General features: G+C 53.5%; 18 protein-coding genes. 17 read left to right on the top strand and 1 reads right to left on the bottom strand.

The genetic code is table 11. The annotated features are described in order from the left end of the window. Positions 1-44 precede the first annotated feature (44 nt). The gene (locus tag AN476_RS17725; RefSeq protein WP_054463106.1) at positions 45-2120 is read right to left on the bottom strand and encodes a flotillin family protein; all 2076 of its coding nucleotides are present in this window, start codon (positions 2118-2120) and stop codon (positions 45-47) included. A gap of 187 nt (positions 2121-2307) precedes the next feature. On the opposite strand from AN476_RS17725, the gene AN476_RS17720 reads away from it, so the two are divergent. From AN476_RS17720 to AN476_RS17640, 17 genes are all read left to right on the top strand, one after another. Next, complete coding sequence (locus AN476_RS17720) at positions 2308-2766, top strand: RidA family protein (RefSeq protein WP_054463104.1); 459 nt, start codon at positions 2308-2310, stop codon at positions 2764-2766. Continuing rightward, complete coding sequence (locus AN476_RS17715) at positions 2763-3248, top strand: RidA family protein (RefSeq protein WP_216598392.1); 486 nt, start codon at positions 2763-2765, stop codon at positions 3246-3248. The genes AN476_RS17720 and AN476_RS17715 overlap by 4 nt, the downstream gene beginning before the upstream one ends. Next, positions 3241-4260 (top strand): tRNA U-34 5-methylaminomethyl-2-thiouridine biosynthesis protein, encoded by a 1020-nt coding sequence (locus tag AN476_RS17710; RefSeq protein WP_083464383.1) that lies wholly within the window; start codon positions 3241-3243, stop codon positions 4258-4260. Before AN476_RS17715 ends, AN476_RS17710 begins: the two co-directional genes overlap by 8 nt. A 17-nt stretch (positions 4261-4277) precedes the next feature. After that, entirely contained in the window at positions 4278-5090 is an 813-nt protein-coding gene (locus tag AN476_RS17705) for a tRNA U-34 5-methylaminomethyl-2-thiouridine biosynthesis protein (protein WP_054463100.1), read from the top strand. 29 nt (positions 5091-5119) lie between these two features. Then, positions 5120-6364 (top strand): ABC transporter substrate-binding protein, encoded by a 1245-nt coding sequence (locus AN476_RS17700; protein ID WP_054463098.1) that lies wholly within the window; start codon positions 5120-5122, stop codon positions 6362-6364. Between the two features lie 63 nt (positions 6365-6427). Further along, complete coding sequence (locus AN476_RS17695; RefSeq protein WP_083464382.1) at positions 6428-7375, top strand: alpha/beta hydrolase; 948 nt, start codon at positions 6428-6430, stop codon at positions 7373-7375. Next, positions 7372-8094 carry an ABC transporter ATP-binding protein gene (locus AN476_RS17690; RefSeq protein ID WP_054463095.1) on the top strand — a complete coding sequence of 241 codons (723 nt, stop codon included), beginning with the start codon at positions 7372-7374 and terminating at the stop codon, positions 8092-8094. The genes AN476_RS17695 and AN476_RS17690 overlap by 4 nt, the downstream gene beginning before the upstream one ends. Beyond that, positions 8075-8875, top strand: coding sequence for an ABC transporter ATP-binding protein (locus AN476_RS17685; RefSeq protein ID WP_253279928.1), 801 nt, complete (start codon positions 8075-8077; stop codon positions 8873-8875). Before AN476_RS17690 ends, AN476_RS17685 begins: the two co-directional genes overlap by 20 nt. Then, the gene (locus AN476_RS17680) at positions 8872-9795 is read left to right on the top strand and encodes a branched-chain amino acid ABC transporter permease (protein ID WP_054463093.1); all 924 of its coding nucleotides are present in this window, start codon (positions 8872-8874) and stop codon (positions 9793-9795) included. The genes AN476_RS17685 and AN476_RS17680 overlap by 4 nt, the downstream gene beginning before the upstream one ends. After that, the gene (locus AN476_RS17675) at positions 9792-11813 is read left to right on the top strand and encodes a hypothetical protein (RefSeq protein ID WP_054463090.1); all 2022 of its coding nucleotides are present in this window, start codon (positions 9792-9794) and stop codon (positions 11811-11813) included. Before AN476_RS17680 ends, AN476_RS17675 begins: the two co-directional genes overlap by 4 nt. After that, on the top strand, positions 11755-13305 hold the full coding sequence (locus AN476_RS17670; protein WP_253279927.1) for a 2-hydroxymuconic semialdehyde dehydrogenase: 1551 nt from the start codon (positions 11755-11757) through the stop codon (positions 13303-13305). Before AN476_RS17675 ends, AN476_RS17670 begins: the two co-directional genes overlap by 59 nt. Positions 13306-13314: 9 nt before the next feature. Next, on the top strand, positions 13315-14109 hold the full coding sequence (locus tag AN476_RS17665) for a 2-keto-4-pentenoate hydratase (RefSeq protein ID WP_054463087.1): 795 nt from the start codon (positions 13315-13317) through the stop codon (positions 14107-14109). Position 14110: 1 nt separating this feature from the next. After that, positions 14111-15055 carry an acetaldehyde dehydrogenase (acetylating) gene (locus tag AN476_RS17660; protein ID WP_305728570.1) on the top strand — a complete coding sequence of 315 codons (945 nt, stop codon included), beginning with the start codon at positions 14111-14113 and terminating at the stop codon, positions 15053-15055. A gap of 1 nt (position 15056) precedes the next feature. Continuing rightward, positions 15057-16082 (top strand): 4-hydroxy-2-oxovalerate aldolase, encoded by a 1026-nt coding sequence (gene dmpG / locus AN476_RS17655; RefSeq protein WP_054463083.1) that lies wholly within the window; start codon positions 15057-15059, stop codon positions 16080-16082. Next, on the top strand, positions 16079-16843 hold the full coding sequence (locus AN476_RS17650; RefSeq protein WP_054463081.1) for a 2-keto-4-pentenoate hydratase: 765 nt from the start codon (positions 16079-16081) through the stop codon (positions 16841-16843). The genes dmpG and AN476_RS17650 overlap by 4 nt, the downstream gene beginning before the upstream one ends. 15 nt (positions 16844-16858) lie before the next feature. Further along, on the top strand, positions 16859-17413 hold the full coding sequence (locus AN476_RS17645) for a peroxiredoxin (protein WP_216598391.1): 555 nt from the start codon (positions 16859-16861) through the stop codon (positions 17411-17413). A gap of 80 nt (positions 17414-17493) precedes the next feature. After that, on the top strand, positions 17494-20937 hold the full coding sequence (locus tag AN476_RS17640; RefSeq protein WP_054463079.1) for a pyruvate carboxylase: 3444 nt from the start codon (positions 17494-17496) through the stop codon (positions 20935-20937). The last annotated feature ends 2 nt before the right edge of the window (positions 20938-20939 follow it).

Here is a 20939-nt window from a genome sequence, read left to right as displayed (position 1 = left end):
TTTTGCCCGTTAGTACATCAACGGCTCTCTGAGTGATACTGGAATCAATCTTCCTGGCTGTCAGGCGCCTGATCTGTATCGGTTTCACCACCAAAATCTTTGCCGAGCATTTTTGAGATACCCTTTGCGTCCGGTGAAGAGAGGCCGACCTCTTGAAGAAGAGAGTCAATGACTGGGCCCTGAGCACGATAACGCAGAGCGCTATTCACAACTTGATCAGCAATGTTACCCCCTCCCGCATCGCCGCTGAGCGCGTCTGCAGAGCTTCCGCCAGTTCTGTTCAACAAGCCATCAACTTGAACAATACGAATATCATCGATCTGCTCCATCGGACGAGCGCTCTCACGGACGATATCCTTGAGGTTTTCAATGACTGAGAGCCTGATTTTCATCTTCATCAGGTCATCCGACATGAGATTTTCTGCCTCATTGAGCGCTTTCGTAGCGTCTGCTTCAACCTCGCGACGTACTCTTACGGCCTCAGACTTCTCCTTTTCTGCTACAGCTTCTGCAGAGGCTATGGCCGTGATACGCCCAGTTTCCGATTTTGTTTCGATTTCGGCGGCTTTTGCGTGTTCTTCAGCTTCTTTATGCCTGCTTTCGGCCGCTATGGCCGTGACAATGGCGCGCTTTTCAGCTTCAGTTGACGCTTGAATGAGCGCAATGATCTTGGCTTTTTCTTCACGCTCCACATCACGGAGTTTCGCCAATTCTTCCTCCGCTTTGACAAGCTTGGCCTTATCGCTCTCTGCTTCAGTCAACGCGGCCAGTTGTTTCTTGGTGCTTTCAGCAATTGCGATATCCTTTTGATGCTCGCTCAGTGCCAGAGTTTGCTGTTGTTCGACGGTCAGCAAGTCGACCGCTGTATCCAATTGCATTTTGGCTTCAGTGATTGCGCGCTCAGCTTCGCGTTTGGCAACTTCAATGGCTTTTTCGGTCTTGGTCTTTTCTTGCGTGATCTCTGCGTCAGCGACGATTCTAACCTTGTCGACGTCCTGGTTGGCCCTGATGAGAGCTGAATCAGTCTCTTGTCTAAGTTTAGCTTCTTCCTGCGCGACATGTGATGTTGATGCAGCCTGCTGCAGTGCGATCGATTTTTCGTTTTCGATTTTTAGTAACTTCACGACACGGTCGGCCTCTACTTGTGTTTCTTCGATCTCGCGGTTTGTCTTCTGGTTCAGTTGCTCGATGGCCTTGCGACGGTTCAACGTCTCAAACTCTGCTGCTTGCTCAGCTTGAATATTGGCCACCCTGACGGCCAGATCTGCGTCAACCTTAGCGGCTTCGGATTCTTTGCGTTTGTTAGCCTCTTCGGTTGAGATATTTGCCGCTTGTTCGGCCCGGCGGACTGCGATGTCAGCCTGCTGCGATAGACGAGCGTACTCTTCATCCCTAGATATCTCGAGCTTGCGCGTCTCTGTTTCTAGCAGCTTCATTTGGATGCTAACCTCAGAGTCTTGCTCAATGGCATTCCGCTTCAAGCGCCGCTCTTCGATCTCGGTCGTTAGCCGTGTTAGACCTTCCGCATCAAAGGCATTATTCGGATTGAAAAACTCTTTCTTGGTTTGCTCCAGTGCAGTCAAAGAAGCAGACTCTAACTCGAGACCAGTTTGGGCAATCTCGGGGGTGACCAAAGCTTTTACTCGCGCAATGTATTCGCCGCGCTGTTCATGGAGTTCTTCCATCGTCATTTCGGCCGCTACGGAACGCAGTGCATCAACAAAGCGACCCTCCATCAACTCTCTTAACGCGTCAGGTCTCGCGGTCTTGCTACCTAAGGACTGAGCCGCGAGCGCGATTGATTCTTCGCTGCCCCCTACCCTGACATAAAATTCTGCAGTGGTGTCGACCCGCATGCGGTCCTTGGTAATGATCGATTTCGCTTCGGTGCGCGCAATCTCCATCCGGACGGTCCCCATCGAAACTGGGATCGTGTCATGAAGCACCGGCACCACAAACGCCCCACCATTCTGGACGACCTTTTGCCCACCAAAGCCTGTTCTGACGAAAGCCACTTCTTTGGTCGCCCGCTTATAGAGCCACCAAAAGAGGACCCAAAGAATAACGATCACGATGATCGCAACAACGATGCTTAGAATTCCGATTGCGAGCGCATTCATGATGGCCTCCCTAGTTTTCTCATTTTCCGTCACAGCCATGATGTGACTGACAGCCCACGCAGCGTGGGCACGATATGAGAATCTACTTAGCGCACCTCATATCAAAACTCAATAAATGATTTACAATCTCATTTATTGAGTTTATAGATTCGATAACAGACGGCGAAATTCTAGGAGAAAGATGTCCATGCGTGTCTCCAAGCGAGCAATCCCAACGAAGGCGATGCCGAATCCAAAATTCAGCTACAGCCCACTCGTTGCGTACGGCGGCTACTTGCAAACTGCTGGAATGGTTGGGCTGGACAAAGACGCCGGAGAGCTTGTTTCAGGCGGGATGGCGAGTGAGGCAAAGTGTATATTCAGTAATCTTAGAGCAATGATGGATGAGATTGGCTTGAACAATGAGGACATGGTTGAAGCCAGGGTTTACCTCGCTGACTTTTCGTCCTTTCATAACTTCAATGCAGTTTGGGATGATTTTTTTCAGGAAACGTCCAGAGGAAATCTACCTGCTCGCACGACGGTTGGCGTGTCAGCGCTGCCCTTAGGTGCAGCAATCGAGGCTGAATTCTCATTTTTTAAGGAGGCCTCGAAGCATGGGGCTTGCGAAGGTTGCAGCAATGGATGCGGACAAAAGGATAAATGATGGAGCGTGATTTGAAAGATGGATCCAAAGTGAATGACCTAGGCGTCATAGAAGGCAAAGCGACCCCGCGTGGGCGCTACCCGCACTTTCGCTCAGCTGGCCCATTTGTGTTTGTGTCGGGGACGAGTTCGCGGGAGCCGGACAATTCAATCACTGGTGCGGACTCTGATGCTTTTGGCACAATGAATTTGGATATCGCGGCGCAAACACGTGCCTGCATCGAGAACATGCGTGACATTCTAAAGGCGGCCGGCGGCGATCTTGATAACTTGATCGAAGTTACGTGCTTTCTCGTGAACATGAATGACTTTGGCGGCTACAACGAGGTATATGGTGAGTATTTTACCCACGACGGACCCGCGCGCACGACAGTTGCGGTCCATCAATTGCCGCATCCGCATCTGGTTATCGAAATTCGCGGCGTCGCCTACATCGCACCGCACAGTGCTGATCCAAAACTAACGGAGGAAGAGAATGCCTAAGGGAGAAATCGTCGCCGGGTTCATTGCGCCCCATCCGCCACATTTGGTTTATGGCGAAAACCCGCCCCAGAACGAGCCAAAGTCACAAGGTGGCTGGGAGCAGCTTCGTTGGGCCTATGAAAAGGTACGCGCAAAAATCGATGAACTGCAACCTGATGTGATTTTGGTTCATTCACCTCATTGGATTACCCAACTTGGGCACCATTTCCTCGGCATTGAGCATCTTGCCGGAAAATCAGTTGACCCGATTTTCCCAAACCTCTTCCGATACACCTACGATATGAATGTGGACGTCGAGCTGGCAGAAGCGGCGTGTCAAAATGCCAAAGATTTGGGGCTGGTCTCCAAGATGATGCGAAACCCAAAATTTCGGGTCGACTATGGAACGATCACGTCTTTGCATCTTGCCCGTCCGCAGTGGGATATCCCTGTTGTCGGTCTTTCGGCTAACAACTCTCCCTACTACCTCACTACTGAAGAAGGTTTTGAAGAGATGGATCGCTTGGGCAAAGCGACTCGTAAAGCCATCGAGGATCTTGGGCGGCGGGCCGTTGTGCTGTGCTCTGCTACAATGAGCCATCGGCACTTTCAGGAAGAGCCAGATGTTCCAGAAGATATGTCCCAGGAACACCCTTACAGCATGGAGATGTACCAATGGGATATGAAGCTTATTGATCTAATGCGCCGCGGTGAAATGCAAAAAGTGCATGACCTACTGCCGCAATTTGTAGAGATCGCCTTTGCTGAATTTAAGGCCGGATCGTTTACATGGATGTGCTCAGCAATGGGGTATCCGGAATTGCCAGGCGAACTCTTGGGGTTTGGCAATGTCATTGGCACGGGAAACGCTGTCTTTGAATGGGACCTTACTAAATTTGGGCTTGCCACACCTGCAAGTGAGTGGAAGCACAGTCGGCCCTTTAATGCTGGCCGCCCTTCTGCTCCGTCGTCTCCACTTGGCGGCGGCAGCTTTGGCGGCGCTGGTCCATCAATCGGCGCAACAGCGCGATAGCAGAAGGCAGGAAGCCAATGACAGTAGTATCAGCCTTTTTAGTACCCGGCTCTCCGCTTCCGTTGCTTCGGTCGGAAAACCCACCTTGGAGCGGGATTGCATCAGCCTACCGAACAGCGGGACGGGCATTGGCAGCATCCCGCCCAGACACAATTCTGCTGTACTCGACGCAATGGATGGCGGTGCTGGACGAGTTGTGGCAAGCGCGCCCTCACCTTGCGGACACTCATGTTGATGAAAATTGGTATGAGTACGGGGACCTTGAATATGATCTCAACATTGACGTCGAACTTGCCCAAGCCTGTGTTGCTGGCTCTAAAGAGATCGGAATTTCCTCAAAGGCTATCGATTACGACAAGTTCCCAATTGATACCGGAACGATCGTTGCTGACAAGTTTTTGAACCCAAGCAGCCGCTATCCTTTGACGATTGCAGCTAACAATCTCTACCACTCCTTTGACGACACCATTCGACTTGGTGAAATGGCTGTACAGAAAGCCACTGATCTTGGACGTCGCGTCGCTATTGTTGGCGTTGGTGGTTTGTCCGGCTCAATTTTTCGACATGAGATCGACATCCGCAGCGACGGTATAGTTTCCGCCGAGGATGACGCATGGAACCGACAAATGCTCTCTTCACTGGAAGCCGGTGGTGATGCGTCTTTCCCCGAGGTTTGTGATGAATTTGCCAAAGGCGCAAAAGCGGACATGGGGTTCAAACACTGTGCGTGGATTTATGGGGCCTTAGGACGAAAGTTCTCAGGCGCTCGGGTTCATGAATACGGAGCGACATACGGATCAGGAGCGGCCGTGGTCGAATTCAAAGTGTAAACGCTCAAAAATCCAATCGGGAGGAAAAGATGAATACGTTAAAAGTTGGTGCAGTTTTCTGCGCCCTGATGGCGGCTGCCGGAACGGCACAAGCGCAAGAGTGCGTTATCAAAGTAGGGCGCGTCGTGCCTATTACCGGGCCACTGTTGGATATGGGGCGGGAAACACCCTGGCTCGACAAGAACAAAGTGGACCCAATCAATGAAGCTGGCGGCTTGCAAGTCGGCGACCAAATGTGCCGAATTGAGTATGAAATCTACGACTCAAAAGGAACAGCAACGGGTGCTGCTGAGGCGGCAACTCGTGCTATCCTTGAGGACAATGTTGATGTTGTGATGGCTCAAGGAACACCTGACACCACGAACCCACCCTCAGATTTATGTGAACGTTATCAAATTCCTTGCATAACATCAGATACGCCGATTGAAGCGTGGCTCTATGGTCCAGACGGTGTTGCTAAAGAATATGAGTACACGCATCATTTCTTCTTTGGTGTGCCTGATCTGGTCGCGAACCACGTTGGTATGATTCAAGCACTACCAGGTGGTTTCAACGGGAACATTGGGTACCTTTATCCAAATGATCCTGACGGAACTGTTTTTGCGTCTATCTTCGATCCAGCATTTGAAGCTGAGGGATGGACCGCAGTAGATCCAGGGCGTTTTGAGCAAGGACTGCCAGACTTCTCTGCAATCATTAACCAATTTAAACGTAACAGAGTCGAAGTTGTAACTGGAGTTTTGGCTCCACCGGATCTTCAAAACTACATGCAGCAGGCTGCACAGCTCGGTTTCAAACCACTGATGTACATCATTGATAAAGGAACCGGTTATCCGGAACCTATGCGCCTGCTTGGTGATTTTGGAATCGATATTTTGAGTGTCAATTTTTGGTCACCTGCATTTCCAGGTGTCTCGCAATATGGCAACTACGATGGCCAAGAATTGGTAGACCGTTACCAAGAACAAAACCCAGGTCAGTTGTATTCTCCACCCCTCGCCTGGAGCGATGCAACGTGGGATGTTCTGTTTGATGCACTTCAAAGAGCCGGTACGACTGAACGTTCTGCCTTGCTGCAAGCGATCCACGACACAGATTTGGATACCGTCGTAGGTCGGATCAACTTCAACGATCAAAACTACTCGGTTTCGCCCCTTGGCGGCGCGCAATGGCGCCGTGATGAGGAAACCGGAGAATTGGTCAAGGAAAACGTCTTCAACGACGTTTATCCAGAAGTGGCGATCACAGCTCCCATGCGTGTTTTCCAAGAATAACACGCGCTGGTTGGCCGGTCTTTGGACCGGCCAACTCCCTTCCCCCCAAATACTGGTGCCGTGATGACTAGCATTTATCGAAATTTTGAGACGAAAGCCGAACTAAACACGGCTTATGACGTGGAAGGTTCGGTACCTGACTTCACTGTCTACGCGCGTCAGTATGTTGGCTCCAGCGCCGCGACACGTCAGCAATTGCAATGCCATCTCCGCGTGCCATTTGGACCAACGGTGGACGAATACTGCGACATATTCCCAGCAAAAGACCGCAATGCGCCTGTCATGATTTTTATTCACGGTGGCTATTGGAAAATGCTGACGTCGGGCGACCATAGCTTTGCCGCAGAAGGTCTTGCCAAGTCAGGGGTCACTGTCGTGGTGGCCAATTATTCACTTTGCCCAAAGGTTACCATTGCCGAGATCACCCGCCAAATGCGGTCGCTGATCGCATGGACCTATCGCCACGTCAGCGCCTACAATGGCGACCCCGAACGCATGTATGTCATGGGTCATTCTGCTGGCGCACATCTGACAGCCATGTGCGCGCTTACAAACTGGAAAGCAGACTATGGGCTAAGTGATCGCATCATAAAAGGGATCGTGCCAATCAGTGGGCTTTTTGACTTAGAGCCCTTGGCGCTCACCTTCCTTCAACCTGATTTGAACTTAACAGACGACCTGATTGAAACACAAAGCCCGCAGCGCATCCTCCGTTCAATTACTGTCCCGATGTTGCTGTCCTTTGGGATGGATGAACCGGACGAATTCCTCAGGCAGTCAACGGAGTTCCTGAAAGCATGGCAAACGCAAGGAAACGCAGCAAAGTTCTTCCCTCAAGAAGGCCGCAATCATTTTAATGCCATCACCGATCTAATGGATCCCAAAAGCGAACTTATGGCTGCCTTGCTTGGCTTCATGCAACACACCTCGGCTTCGAAAAGAACGTTTAGTTCAGCCGGATCATCGACGCGCCCGACTTGGGATTTCGCAAAGACAGGCAGGGCTAAATGATGTCCGCAACACTTCTTAGCGTTTCAAATCTAAATAAGTCGTTTGGTGCCGTGACGATCGCCGATGATATCTCGTTTGACATCTACGAAGGAGAAGTTGTTGGCATCATCGGGCCAAACGGCGCAGGTAAAACAACATTGTTCGGGATGCTCGCCGGCACGGTCGGCGCTGATTCAGGCACAATAAAATTCGGCGGATCAAACATCTCGTCCACGCCCACCTATGTTCGCGCACAGATGGGCATGGGGCGAACCTATCAAATCCCGCGCCCCTTCACCCACATGACCGTCGCTGACAATATGCGGGTCGCATCTATGTTCGCAGGGGGATTAGAGCCTGCCGAATGCGGTGACTGGGTAAAGCAAGTGCTCGAGTTCACGGGCCTTACCTCTCAAAAGGATATGCTTGCTGGCAAGCTGTCACTGCTGGGACGTAAACGGCACGAGTTGGCCCGCGCATTGGCCACACGTCCCAGCCTTTTGCTGGTTGATGAGGTTGCCGCCGGGCTGACTGATGCCGAGGTCGACGAATTCATCGCGTTGATCCGAAAGGTCCGCGATTCAGGGATCACCGTTGTCTGGATCGAGCACGTTATGAAAACAATGCTGTCCGCAACGGACCGGTTGCTGGCAATCGCCGGAGGCAAAATCATTGCCTCCGGCAAACCTCAAGACGTCATAGAAACGAAGGAGGTTCGCCGTGTCTACCTTGGTGCGTAAAGGCAGTCTGTTTTCCCAACCGGGACGAGATGGCAAACAATCGATCCTCAGCGTTAACGGGCTGTCCGCCTATTACGGTGAGTTGCAAGCCTTGTTCGACGTCAGTTTTGATGTGAACCCGTCCGAAGTTCTGGCCATTATTGGTGCGAACGGGGCTGGAAAATCAACATTGCTGCGGTCGATCACCGGCATGATGAACCGCGGTAAAACGGCGCATATTGACGGGGCTATTTCGTTTGGCGGACGGCGGCTTGATCGCCTCAGTACGGAACAAATTGTCGATGCCGGAACAACAATGGTACCTGAAGGCCGAATGCTGTTCCCGCGGATGAGCGTCGCGGAAAACTTGCTCGTTGGGGCCCATCTTCCCAAAGCTCGCGTTAAGGCCAATCAAAAACTCGACGAAATGTTCACTTTCTTCCCGAGATTGGCAGAACGGCGCAATCAGATTGTAAGTCAAATGTCAGGCGGCGAGCAGCAAATGGTGGCAATCGCCCGAGCGCTGATGTCTGAACCGACGCTTGTTTTGTTTGACGAGCTGTCATTGGGCCTCGCTCCGATCATCGTCGAAGATATTTACGACAAGGTCACGCAGATCAACAAAAGCGGCGTCACTTGCGTTGTCGTGGAACAGGATATGCACCGCGCGCTGGCCGTTTCAGACCATGTTCTTGTGATGCTCGAGGGTCGGATCGTTCTCGAGGGCGCACCTGACACGCTTTCAAAAGATGACATCACAAATGCCTATTTCGGCTCACATTCCGATGGAGGAACTCAATGACGTTTGAAGAAAACCTCTATTGGACGATGATCGACATCGCCAATGCGCTGCTGACTGGTACATTCATCGGCGGGTATTATGCGATGCTAAGCATTGGGTTAGCGCTTTCTTTTGGTGTGATGAAGCTCGTCAATCTTGCTCATGGCGACTTTTTGATTGTTGGCGCCTACCTATCGGCGATGATCCTCACGGTCGTATCGGTGCCGCCTGTTTTGGTGCTGATCATCGTCGTGCCAATTATGTTTGGGATAGGCTACGCGCTGCAGCGGTTCTTGCTCAACCACGTCTCGGTTCAGGCGATGGAACGACGCGGGATGTCAGCTAACTTTGGCCTTATGGCACCAATCTTGGTGACCTTCGGCCTTAGCATTTCTATCTCGCACCTGCTCCTGGCGCTATTCGCATCGGATGCGGTGTCGATAAAGAACAACCTCGCATTCTCGGCCATCCGATTGTCTCAGGATCTCAGCATTTCGCTGCTCCGGTTCTTGTTCTTCGTTGTTGCAGTCGCCCTTTTGATAGGATTGCAGATCTTCTTAAGACGTACAGTGACCGGGCGTGCCATTCGAGCGGCATCCGACAATCCCACGTTCTCATCGCTGATGGGGATCAAAACAGATCATATTTTTGCCGTTGCCTTAGGCATTTCGCTCGCGATCAGTGGCGTCGCGGGATTCATGATCGGCATGACACGAACATTCCAACCTTTTGATGGTCCACAGTTTATTTTGATTGCCTTCGGTGTAGTCATCATTGGTGGGATGAACTCAATCAAAGGAAGTTTGTTCGGCGGCATCATACTCGGGATCGTTCAAGTTCTTGCCGGTACTTACTTCGGACCATCAGCCCAACTTATTGGTGGCTACATGCTGGTCCTTTTCGTTCTCTCATTCTGGCGTGAAGGGCTTTTCTCAAAATGATCGGAAATTTTCTCAATTCAGTGGCCGAACGCCGAAATGCCACCATCATACTTTTACTCGCACTTATCGTTTTATTGCTGTTCCCCTGGGTCGCAGGTGAAGGTGGCCGATACTACACGTCTTTGTTGATGACAGTGTTTCTCTTCGCGACTCTTGGGCATGCGTGGAATCTACTGGCGGGATTCTGCGGCCTTCTCTCCTTCGGACTTCAGGTCTACATCGGACTTTCTGGCTTCACTGTTGCGATCCTAAATTACTACTTTCAAGTCCCAGTTTGGTTTGGTGTGATTTGCGGCGCTGGCGTTGCGGCCCTATTTGCTTGGTTGCTGGCCGCACCAATATCCGACCAATCTGGGCGCAAACAGATGTTTGCGGGCCTCGCAATCGCGATTGTTCTTTGGGTCATTTATGAGATCTGGATCGCGTTTGTACCGGGGGCCGACATCTTCGGTGGAGCCTACATACGTCGAGTGATTATCCTGCTCACAATCTTTCTGGGAATGCTGCCTTTGCTTAAGCTGCAAGGTGCATATTTTGCTGTCGCTACTTGGCTGATTGCTGCCGCCGTTACATCCGTCTTTAGTGAGTGGCGCGTTACTGGTGCAGGCGGTGGCATGACCATCGTTTCAGACACGACCACAATAGAACGGTACTATGTTGGTTTGCTCATACTAATTGCCTCGACCGCCGTTGTCTGGAAGCTTTTAAACAGCCGATATGGTGACGCCCTCACTGCTGTTCGTGATGACGAGGAGGCGGCAACGGCCATCGGAATTGACGTTCGGCGCATCAAATCAATGGTCTTCGTTATTTCGGCACCAATTGCCGCCCTTGCTGCAGGTTTGTTCTACGTCGACAGCGTCACCATCACGCCCCCGGATGCCTTTCACATCAGATGGTCAGCCTATGTTGTGTTCATCGTTGTTGCTGGCGGAATGGGTACATTGAGCGGGCCAATCGTCGGTGCGATAGCATTTGTGATTATTCAGAGGTTTCTCGCGGGCCTATGGGGTGGCGGAGAATTGACGCTTGGGCTCGCCTCAGTTCTACTGATCCTTCTATTGCCCCGCGGCATCATGGGACTTGTGCAAGAATTGCGGGCAAAAGCAGTGTCAGAACCGCGAGTAGCTCGAAAAACATCGTTGCTTTCCAGTTCCAAAACCAAAGTCGCAATCTCAACCATGATCCCCGATGGTCCTGGTCTGGTCGCAGCCCTTATGGTCCCAGGAAGCCCGCTACCCACACTTCAGTCAACAAACCCAACCTGGCGCGACATCGTTGATGCGTTTGGGACTGCCCGCGCGGCATTGGAAGCAGCTAATCCAGATGTGATTTTGGTCTATTCAGGCCAATGGATGGCCGTCCTTGACCAACCTTGGCAGACCAGTCCGCATCTGCATGGGACGCATGTCGATGAGAACTGGCATGAATTTGGTGCGCTTGACTATGACTTCCGGATCGATCGTGAGGGTGCACTTGCCTGCATTGCAGGGTGCGAGGGTATTGGTGTTCGCGCGAAGCCCGTCGATTATGACGGATTCCCGATCGACACAGGAACAATCGTGGCGAATGGTTTTCTAAACCAAGGGCTACAGGCACCGTTGATCATTGCCTCGGCGAATATCTATCACGACTATGAAACCACAAGAAAGCTTGGCGAAATGGCGACCCGCGAGGCGATTAAACTAGGTCGCCGTGTCGCGGTGATCGGCATCGGTGGGTTATCAGGATCGATTTTCCGACAAGACATTGATCCTGAAAACGACCGCATCAAATCGCCCGAAGACGACGCGCTAAACCGCAAAATGCTTGACCTGATGAAAGCTGGGGATCGTAACGGAATTGATCAATTCCGCGAAACCTTCGTGAAGAACGCCCGCGCAGATAACAATTTTAAGCATTTTGCGTGGCTTCAGGGCGCAATGGGCTCTGAATGGAGTGGTGCTGAGATTTTGGGCTATGGCCCAGCGTGGGGCGCGGGGTCTGCCGTCGTCCAATTCCACATCAACCGAAAATAAAGCATTGGAGCACGTCATGAGCAATCACTCAGCAAAAAAGATCCACAATTTCATTGATGGGCACTATGTTTCTGGATCCGAAGGCAAATCATTTGACGACATCTCACCTGTCGATGGGTCATTGGTTGCTGTTGTCAGCGAAGCAAGCAAATCTGATGTCGATCAGGCGGTCACTGCCGCAAAAAAGGCGCTGACAGGCCCGTGGGGACAAATGTCTGTCAGCGAACGCAGCCGATTGCTTCACGCTGTCGCGGACCGCATCGACGAACGATTCGAAGAATTCCTAGAAGCGGAAATGGCCGACACCGGTAAGCCTCGCGCGCTTGCAAGTACCGTCGACATCCCACGCGGCGCGGCCAACTTTCGCATCTTTGCAGATTTGATCCGGAACGAGCCTGATCACGTATTTCAGCAGGAAACTCCTGATGGAATGGGCGCGCTAAATTATACAGTTCGCAAGCCCAAAGGCGTCATAGCCGTCATCAGCCCATGGAACCTTCCGATGTTGCTGATGACATGGAAAGTTGCGCCCGCTTTAGCCTGCGGCAACACGATCGTTGCAAAACCATCCGAGGACACGCCCGCAACGGCGGCCTTGCTTGGTGATGTTATGAATGAGGTCGGCATCCCTGCCGGGGTGTTCAATGTCGTGCACGGATTTGGCCCCAACTCGGCGGGTGAGTTTCTGACCAACCACCCTAATGTCGATGCGATCACTTTTACAGGCGAAACGCGCACCGGCGAGGCGATTATGAAAGCCGCTGCCGTAGGTGTTCGGGACATTTCGTCCGAGCTTGGTGGCAAAAACGCCGCCATCGTGTTTGCAGATTGCGACCTGGACAAAGCGGTCAGCGGGGCGGTTCGTTCCTCCTTTACCAACTGTGGTCAGGTTTGCCTGTGCACGGAACGGGTCTATGTCGAGCGGTCTATCTTTGACGAGTTTGTGCGTAGAGTGGTGGAGGAAACGCGCCAGCTGCGCATCGGCACGCCCAAGGGTGAAGGAACCGATTTTGGCCCGTTGGTAAGCTCAAAACACCGCGACAAAGTTTTACAGTATTTTGAAATAGCGCACACGGACGGGGCGACAATCCATACCGGTGGCGGTATTCCGGATATGCCCAAAGAATTGCAGGGCGGCGCCTGGATCGAACCCACAATCTGGACAGGTCTGCCCGAAACCAGTCGCGTAATCCGCGAAGAGATTTTTGGCCCCTGCTGTCACATCCAACCGTTCGATGCTGAAGACGAAGCTATCCACATGGCAAATGACACGCCTTATGGGCTGGCAAGCGTCATCTGGACCGAAAACCTATCCCGCGCGCACCGGGTTGCCCCCTTGCTGGAGACTGGGATCACCTGGGTAAACACCTGGAACCTGCGTGATCTTAGAACACCCTTTGGTGGGTCCAAAGCCTCCGGCATTGGTCGGGAAGGCGGGGCCTACTCGCTCGAATTCTACACTGAAATCAAGAATATCTGCATAAAGATTTAGGAGACAGCCATGGCTGACGACGACAAAGATATCAAAAGCGCTGCTCACGCACTGTTTGATGCCCACACATCTGGAAAACCCTGTTCTCCTGTGCGCGAAACTCTAGGCATAGGCAACATAGACGCCGCCTACGCCACCCAGCAGCACAATACCGAGCGCTGGCTAAAACAAGGCCGTGTTCTGTCAGGTCGCAAGATTGGTTTGACCTCGAAAGTTGTGCAAACGCAGCTTGGTGTTGATCAACCAGACTACGGCGCATTGTTCTCCGACATGGATGTTCCCGACGATGTAGCCATTCCGGTTGGCAAAGTTCTACAGCCAAAAGTTGAGGCAGAAATTGCCTTTCGTCTTAATCAAGACCTTGAGACCGAATTCCTAACAGTCGCAGATATCCTAAGCAGCGTTGAGTACGCCGTCGCCGCAATCGAAGTTGTCGGAAGTCGCGTTGCTAACTGGGATATCTCTATCGTCGATACCATCGCCGACAACGCGTCCTCTGGCCTTTATGTCATCGGGCATGAACCCAAACAGATTGGGGAATTTGACCCTCGTTTGTGCGGCATGGTGATGGAATGCCGCAGTGAACCCGTTTCAACCGGAGCCGGCACCGCCTGTCTTGGAAGCCCGATAAACGCCACGCTTTGGCTGGCCCAAACAATGGCCCGCGTCGGCACGCCGCTGCGCAAAGGGGACTTGGTGCTTTCTGGCGCGCTGGGGCCGATGGTCCCCGCCAATCCGGGTGACGTTTTCGAAGCAAAAATTAATGGTCTGGGGTCCGTCAGGGCCGCATTCGCAGCGGAGTAAGATCATGAGCAAGATAAAATGCGCGATCATTGGGTCGGGAAATATCGGAACCGATTTGATGATTAAGATACTGCGCACGTCAGATGTCCTTGAGATGGGCGCAATGGTTGGGATCGATCCCAAAAGCGATGGGCTCGCCCGCGCAGAGCGTATGGGTGTCGCCACCACCCACGAAGGACTTGAAGGGTTAAGGGCCCTCCCCGGCTACACCGGTATTCGGGTCGTGTTTGACGCCACATCTGCGGGCGCTCACCTGAAACACACCGAGGCGCTGATTGCGGATGGCAAGCAGGTGATTGACCTGACTCCTGCAGCCATCGGACCCTATACAATTCCGCCCGTAAATATTGACGACAACCTCGACGCGCCCAACGTGAATATGGTGACCTGTGGTGGGCAAGCGACTATCCCTATGGTGGCTGCCGTCAACCGCGTCAGCCCTGTCCACTACGGTGAGATTGTTGCTTCGATCTCCTCCAAATCGGCTGGCCCCGGAACGCGGGCAAATATCGATGAGTTTACCGAGACCACGGCCGAAGCGATCGAAAAAATCGGTGGCGCGCGTCGGGGCAAGGCCATTATTGTCCTCAATCCAGCCGAACCACCCCTGATCATGCGCGATACCGTCTTTTGCCTGTGTGATGACGCAGACCAAGACGCGATCCGCAAATCGGTCCTAGATATGGTCGAGGCGGTTCAAAGCTATGTTCCAGGTTATCGCCTCAAGCAGGACGTACAGTTTGAACGTATCGGCGACAATTCCCCGCTTCGCATTCCTGAAATGGACGAAGCCTTCACCGGCTTGAAAGTCTCAATCTTTCTAGAGGTCGAAGGGGCTGCACATTACCTGCCCGCCTATGCGGGAAACCTCGACATTATGACTTCGGCTGCGATGAAAACAGCCGAACGTATTGTCGTAAAACGCAACTGGGTGGAGGCCGCTTGAAATGAAAAAGTTATATATTCAAGATGTTACGTTGCGCGATGGTATGCATGCCGTTCGGCACCAATATGATCTGGGTCATGTGCGCGCGATTGCAGAAGCTTTAGACGAAGCAGGCGTCGACGCCATCGAAGTAGCGCATGGAGACGGGCTTACCGGGTCCACGTTCAACTACGGCTTTGGCGCGCATACGGATGAGGCGTGGATTCTTGCCGCTGCAAAGGTCTGTAAGCGCGCGAAGCTCACAACCCTTCTTCTGCCCGGTATTGGCACGATTGAAGACCTGAAACGCGCGCGCGACAATGGTGTGCAATCCGTGCGCATTGCTACGCACTCGACCGAAGCCGACGTTTCAGCCCAGCATATATCCGCAGCCAAAGAGATGGGTTTGGATGTCTCGGGCTTCCTGATGATGGCCCATATGACCGCACCTGATGTGCTGGCAACTGAAGCCGTCAAAATGGAAGACTACGGCGCGGATTGTATCTATGTCACGGATTCCGGTGGCGGGCTAACCATGACCGGCGTCAAAGACCGTTTTGAAGCTTACAAATCTGCCCTAAAGCCCAGGACACAGTTTGGAGCTCACATGCATGAGAACCTGTCTCTTGGCGTGGCCAACTCGGTTGTTGCTGTCGAAAACGGGGCGACGCGCGTTGATGCCTCGCTTGCAGGGATGGGCGCAGGTGCTGGCAATTGCCCACTTGAAGCCTTTATCGCCGTTGCCGACCTATATGGCTGGGAACACAGCTGCGATCTATTCAAACTACAAGACGCCGCCGAAGAACTGGTGCGCCCACTTCAAGACCGCCCTGTGCGCGTAGACCGCGAAACGATGACGCTTGGCTATGCCGGTGTCTATTCCAGCTTCCTGCGCCACGCAGAACGTGCATCAGAAACCTACGGCATTGATACGCGCGAAATTCTGGTTGAGCTAGGCCGCCGCAGAATGGTTGGGGGCCAAGAGGACATGATTGTCGATGTCGCGCTCGATCTCGTCAAAGAAAAAGAAAAGGAATTGAGCCAATGAGCCTCGAGAAAATTGCACAAAAACTCGACCAAGCGGCGACGACCGGAAAAGCAATCCCCCAATTCTCTAACGAGCAGGAAATGTCCGTAGAAGAAGCCTATGCCGTTCAAAGCCTCTCGATGGCGTTGCGCCGGTCGCGTGGCGAACAGCCCGTTGGTTTCAAAATGGGTCTGACCAGCAAAGCAAAGATGAAACAAGTTGGTGTCGATGAGGTGATCTGGGGTCACCTGACCGACGCAATGCAAATATCGGATGGAGACGAGCTTGCCTTGGCTGGGAATGTTCATCCTCGTGCCGAACCGGAAATTGCATTCATCATGGGAAAGACGCTTTCGGGTGATGTTAGTGCAGCGCAAGCGATGGCTGCAGTTGAATACATCTGCCCTGCCATTGAGATCATCGATAGCCGCTATGCCAATTTCAAGTTTTCGTTGAGCGACGTCATTGCCGACAACACCTCTGCCTCAAAATTTGTCTTGGGCAATCGGTACAACCCTGACACAGACATCTCGAACCTTGGCATGGTGGTCGAAGTCGACGGCAGCACGCGTGCTGTGGGATCCTCGGCTGCCATCTTGGGAAATCCAGTTCGCTCCCTTATTGCAGCTTCCCGTATGCTCGCAAAGTGGGGCCACAGCCTCAAGGAAGGTGACATCCTTTTGGCAGGTGCCGCGACTGAGGCGCTTCCCCTTTCACCCGGCCAATCATTTCGGACAATGGTCCAAAATTTGGGTCACGTTTCCTTTCAAACTACCAGCTAAGCACGGAGAACATTGATGTCCCGCATCGGTATGACATTGCCCAATGTAACGTTTCGCACGCGCGTTCGTGACGAAGACATTGAAGGCGAAAACCCCTACACTTGGGCAGACAAAACAACGCAAGACTATTTTGGAGGCAGGCGTGCAATTCTCTTTTCACTGCCTGGGGCCTTTACTCCCACTTGCTCGACCTACCAGCTCCCTGGTTTCGAAGAACTGGCCCAGCAGTTCACCGATCAAGGCGTCCAAGATATATATTGCCTGTCAGTCAACGACGCATTTGTCATGAATAAATGGGCCGCAGGGCAAGGTGTCGCTAACGTCAAGGTTATTCCCGACGGTTCCGGAGAATTTACCCGCAAGATCGGTATGCTTGTCCAGAAAGACAACTTAGGGTTTGGCCTGCGTAGTTGGCGCTACGCCGCTCTTGTTGATGACGGCGTAATCGCTGCGTGGTTCGAAGAGCCTGGCTTTGAAGACAACTGTGAAAGCGACCCTTACGGCGAAAGCAGCCCTGAGAATATTCTAGAGCATCTTAAGCAGTCGAACCCGTTTTCGGCCAACGCATAAACTTACCATAGAACCAAGCACAGGGTCCCAAGGCGTTTCTTGGGGCCCTGTGTCTGTGCGATTAGAAGGCAACGAACAAAGTGACTGAGTTTACCAAAATCCTGATCGCAAACCGCGGTGAAATCGCCATCCGCATCATGCGAGCTGCCAATGAGATGGGCAAAAAGACGGTCGCGATTTTCGCAGAAGAGGACAAGCTGGGCCTGCACCGATTTAAAGCGGATGAGGCCTACCGGATTGGCGAGGGCATGGGGCCTGTCGCCGCCTACCTGTCGATCGAGGAAATTATCCGCGTGGCCAAGATGTCTGGCGCCGATGCCATCCACCCCGGCTATGGCCTCTTGTCCGAGAACCCCGATTTCGTTGATGCCTGTGAAAACAACGGCATCACCTTTATCGGTCCCAAAGCGGCGACCATGCGCAAGCTAGGCGACAAAGCCAGCGCCCGCCGCGTCGCGATGGAGGCGGACGTGCCCGTGATCCCCGCGACCGAGGTGCTTGGCGACGACATGGACGCGATCAAGAAGGAAGCGGCCGAGGTCGGCTATCCCTTGATGCTCAAGGCGTCATGGGGCGGTGGCGGTCGCGGGATGCGCCCGATCATGTCCGAGGACGAGCTAGAGGAAAAAGTCCGCGAAGGTCGCCGCGAGGCTGAGGCCGCCTTTGGCAATGGCGAAGGCTATCTGGAAAAGATGATCATGCGCGCCCGCCACGTCGAGGTGCAAATCCTCGGCGACAGCCACGGCGAGATTTACCATCTGTGGGAACGTGATTGTTCCGTGCAGCGCCGCAACCAAAAAGTGGTCGAACGCGCCCCTGCCCCTTACCTGTCCGGCACTCAACGCGAACAGCTGTGCAATCTGGGCAAGAAAATCTGTAAGCATGTGAATTACGAATGTGCAGGCACTGTTGAATTCCTCATGGATATGGACAGCGGCGAATTCTACTTCATCGAAGTAAACCCCCGCGTGCAAGTGGAACACACGGTGACAGAAGAAGTCACCGGCATCGACATTGTGCGCGCTCAAATCCTGATCGCGGAAGGCAAATCACTGGTCGAGGCCACAGGCTGCGCGTCGCAATACGACGTAACACTTGATGGTCACGCGCTGCAATGCCGTGTCACCACTGAGGACCCGCAGAACAACTTCATCCCCGACTATGGCCGCATTCAGACCTATCGCAGCGCCACAGGTCCCGGCATCCGTCTGGACGGCGGCACGGCCTATTCCGGTGCGGTCATCACCCGCTATTACGACAGCCTGCTGACCAAAGTGACCGCCAAGGCCCCGACGCCCGAGATGGCGATTGCCCGCATGGACCGCGCCTTGCGTGAATTCCGCGTCCGCGGCGTCAGTACCAACATCGCCTTCGTGGAAAACCTGCTCAAACACCCGATGTTCTTGAACAATGAATATCACACCAAATTCATTGATGAGACTCCAAGCCTGTTCGACTTCAAAAAGCGCCGCGACCGCGCGACGAAAATCCTTCGCTATATCGGCGACATTACCGTCAACGGCCATCCTGAAACCGCAGGTCGCGTGCGTCCGGCAGCAGAGCTCAAACCAGCCAAACCACCTGTGAAACCCACAACAGACGTACCCGACGGCACCCGCACCCTACTCGATGCCAAAGGACCCGAGGCCATCGTCGACTGGATGCGCAATCAATCCAACCTGCTTATCACCGACACCACCATGCGTGACGGGCACCAGTCCTTGCTGGCGACCCGTATGCGGTCCATCGACATGATCAACGCGGCCCCCGCCTATGCCACCAAAATGAACCAGCTGTTCAGCGTCGAATGCTGGGGCGGTGCGACCTTTGACGTGGCCTACAGGTTCTTGCAAGAATGTCCTTGGCAGCGCCTGCGCGACATCCGCGCCGTGATGCCGAATATTATGACCCAAATGCTGCTGCGCGCCTCTAACGGTGTCGGCTATACCAACTACCCCGATAACGTCGTCCAAGAGTTCGTGCGCCAAGCCGCCGAGACAGGCGTCGACGTATTCCGCGTGTTCGACAGCCTTAACTGGGTGGAAAACATGCGCGTCGCGATGGATGCCGTGATCGACAGCGGCAAGGTCTGCGAAGGCTCGATTTGCTACACAGGCGACCTGCTGGATCCATCGCGCAGCAAATATGACCTGAAATACTATATCGGCATGGCCAAAGAGCTGGAGGCCGCAGGCGCACATGTGCTGGGCCTCAAGGACATGGCTGGCCTGCTGAAACCCGCCTCGGCCACGCTTTTGGTCAAAGCGCTGAAAGAAGAAACGGATCTGCCGATCCACTTCCACACCCATGACACCTCAGGCGCGGCGATTGCGACCGTGCTGGCTGCGTCCGCCGCTGGCGTTGATGTCGTCGATGCCGCGATGGACGCGCTGTCTGGCAACACGTCGCAGCCGACATTGGGATCCATTGTTGAGGCTCTGCGCGGCACCGACCGTGACACAGGGCTGGACGTGGCCGCTATTCGCGAGATTAGCAACTACTGGGAACAGGTGCGCGGGCAATATGCGGCCTTCGAGAGCGGCCTTCAGGCCCCTGCCTCCGAAGTGTACTTGCACGAAATGCCCGGCGGGCAGTTCACCAACCTCAAGGCACAAGCCCGCAGTTTGGGGCTTGAGGACCGCTGGCACGAGGTCGCGCAAACCTATGCGGATGTGAACCAGATGTTCGGCGATATCGTCAAAGTGACCCCCTCGTCCAAAGTGGTCGGCGACATGGCCTTGATGATGGTCAGCCAAAACCTGACGCGGGCAGATGTTGAAAATCCTGACACAGACGTGGTTTTCCCCGACAGTGTTGTGGACATGATGAAAGGCAGCCTGGGTCAGCCCCCCGGTGGATGGCCCAAGGCGATCCAGAAAAAGGTTCTCAAAGGCGAGAAATTCACAACCGACCGCCCCGGCGCCTCGCTCCCCCCTGTTGATCTGGATGCAGCACGCAAGGACCTTTCTGCCCAGCTAGAAGGGATGGAGGTCGATGACGAAGACCTGAACGGTTATCTGATGTACCCCAAAGTGTTCCTCGATTACATGGGGCGGCATCGCAACTATGGTCCTGTGCGCACCTTGCCGACCTCCACGTTCTTTTATGGAATGGAACCGGGTCAAGAGATCACAGCAGAAATCGACCCCGGCAAGACCCTCGAGATCCGGATGCAGGCCGTCAGCGAGCTCAACGAGGACGGCGAGGTCAAAGTCTTCTTTGAGCTCAACGGTCAGCCGCGCACCGTGCGGGTCATGAACCGGTTGGCCGCCGCTGACAAAGTCACGCGCCCCAAGGCCGAAGCAGGCAACGCCAATCACATCGGCGCCCCGATGCCCGGCGTTGTGGCCACTGTTGCTGCCGTTGCAGGCAACGAGGTCAAAGAGGGCGATTTGCTGTTGACCATCGAGGCGATGAAAATGGAGACCGGCATCCATGCAGAGCGCGACGCGGTCATCAAAGCCGTCCATATCAACGCTGGCAGACAGATCGATGCCAAGGACCTGTTGATCGAACTGGAGTAGGC

Origin of the sequence: Phaeobacter sp. 11ANDIMAR09, from assembly GCF_001294455.1 — a bacterium.
Taxonomy (GTDB): Bacteria; Pseudomonadota; Alphaproteobacteria; order Rhodobacterales; family Rhodobacteraceae; genus Pseudophaeobacter.
This window is presented reverse-complemented; position numbering and strand designations above follow the sequence as displayed.

Coding starts and splice junctions, on each gene's coding strand:
- AN476_RS17690 (WP_054463095.1), top strand. CDS start 7,372: ATGATGTCCGCAACACTTCTTAGCGTTTCAAATCTAAATAAGTCGTTT.
- AN476_RS17680 (WP_054463093.1), top strand. CDS start 8,872: ATGACGTTTGAAGAAAACCTCTATTGGACGATGATCGACATCGCCAAT.
- AN476_RS17670 (WP_253279927.1), top strand. CDS start 11,755: ATGGCCCAGCGTGGGGCGCGGGGTCTGCCGTCGTCCAATTCCACATCA.
- AN476_RS17700 (WP_054463098.1), top strand. CDS start 5,120: ATGAATACGTTAAAAGTTGGTGCAGTTTTCTGCGCCCTGATGGCGGCT.
- AN476_RS17645 (WP_216598391.1), top strand. CDS start 16,859: ATGTCCCGCATCGGTATGACATTGCCCAATGTAACGTTTCGCACGCGC.
- AN476_RS17720 (WP_054463104.1), top strand. CDS start 2,308: ATGCGTGTCTCCAAGCGAGCAATCCCAACGAAGGCGATGCCGAATCCA.
- AN476_RS17665 (WP_054463087.1), top strand. CDS start 13,315: ATGGCTGACGACGACAAAGATATCAAAAGCGCTGCTCACGCACTGTTT.
- AN476_RS17705 (WP_054463100.1), top strand. CDS start 4,278: ATGACAGTAGTATCAGCCTTTTTAGTACCCGGCTCTCCGCTTCCGTTG.
- AN476_RS17675 (WP_054463090.1), top strand. CDS start 9,792: ATGATCGGAAATTTTCTCAATTCAGTGGCCGAACGCCGAAATGCCACC.
- AN476_RS17695 (WP_083464382.1), top strand. CDS start 6,428: ATGACTAGCATTTATCGAAATTTTGAGACGAAAGCCGAACTAAACACG.
- dmpG (WP_054463083.1), top strand. CDS start 15,057: ATGAAAAAGTTATATATTCAAGATGTTACGTTGCGCGATGGTATGCAT.
- AN476_RS17710 (WP_083464383.1), top strand. CDS start 3,241: ATGCCTAAGGGAGAAATCGTCGCCGGGTTCATTGCGCCCCATCCGCCA.
- AN476_RS17725 (WP_054463106.1), bottom strand. CDS start 2,120: ATGAATGCGCTCGCAATCGGAATTCTAAGCATCGTTGTTGCGATCATC.
- AN476_RS17650 (WP_054463081.1), top strand. CDS start 16,079: ATGAGCCTCGAGAAAATTGCACAAAAACTCGACCAAGCGGCGACGACC.
- AN476_RS17715 (WP_216598392.1), top strand. CDS start 2,763: ATGATGGAGCGTGATTTGAAAGATGGATCCAAAGTGAATGACCTAGGC.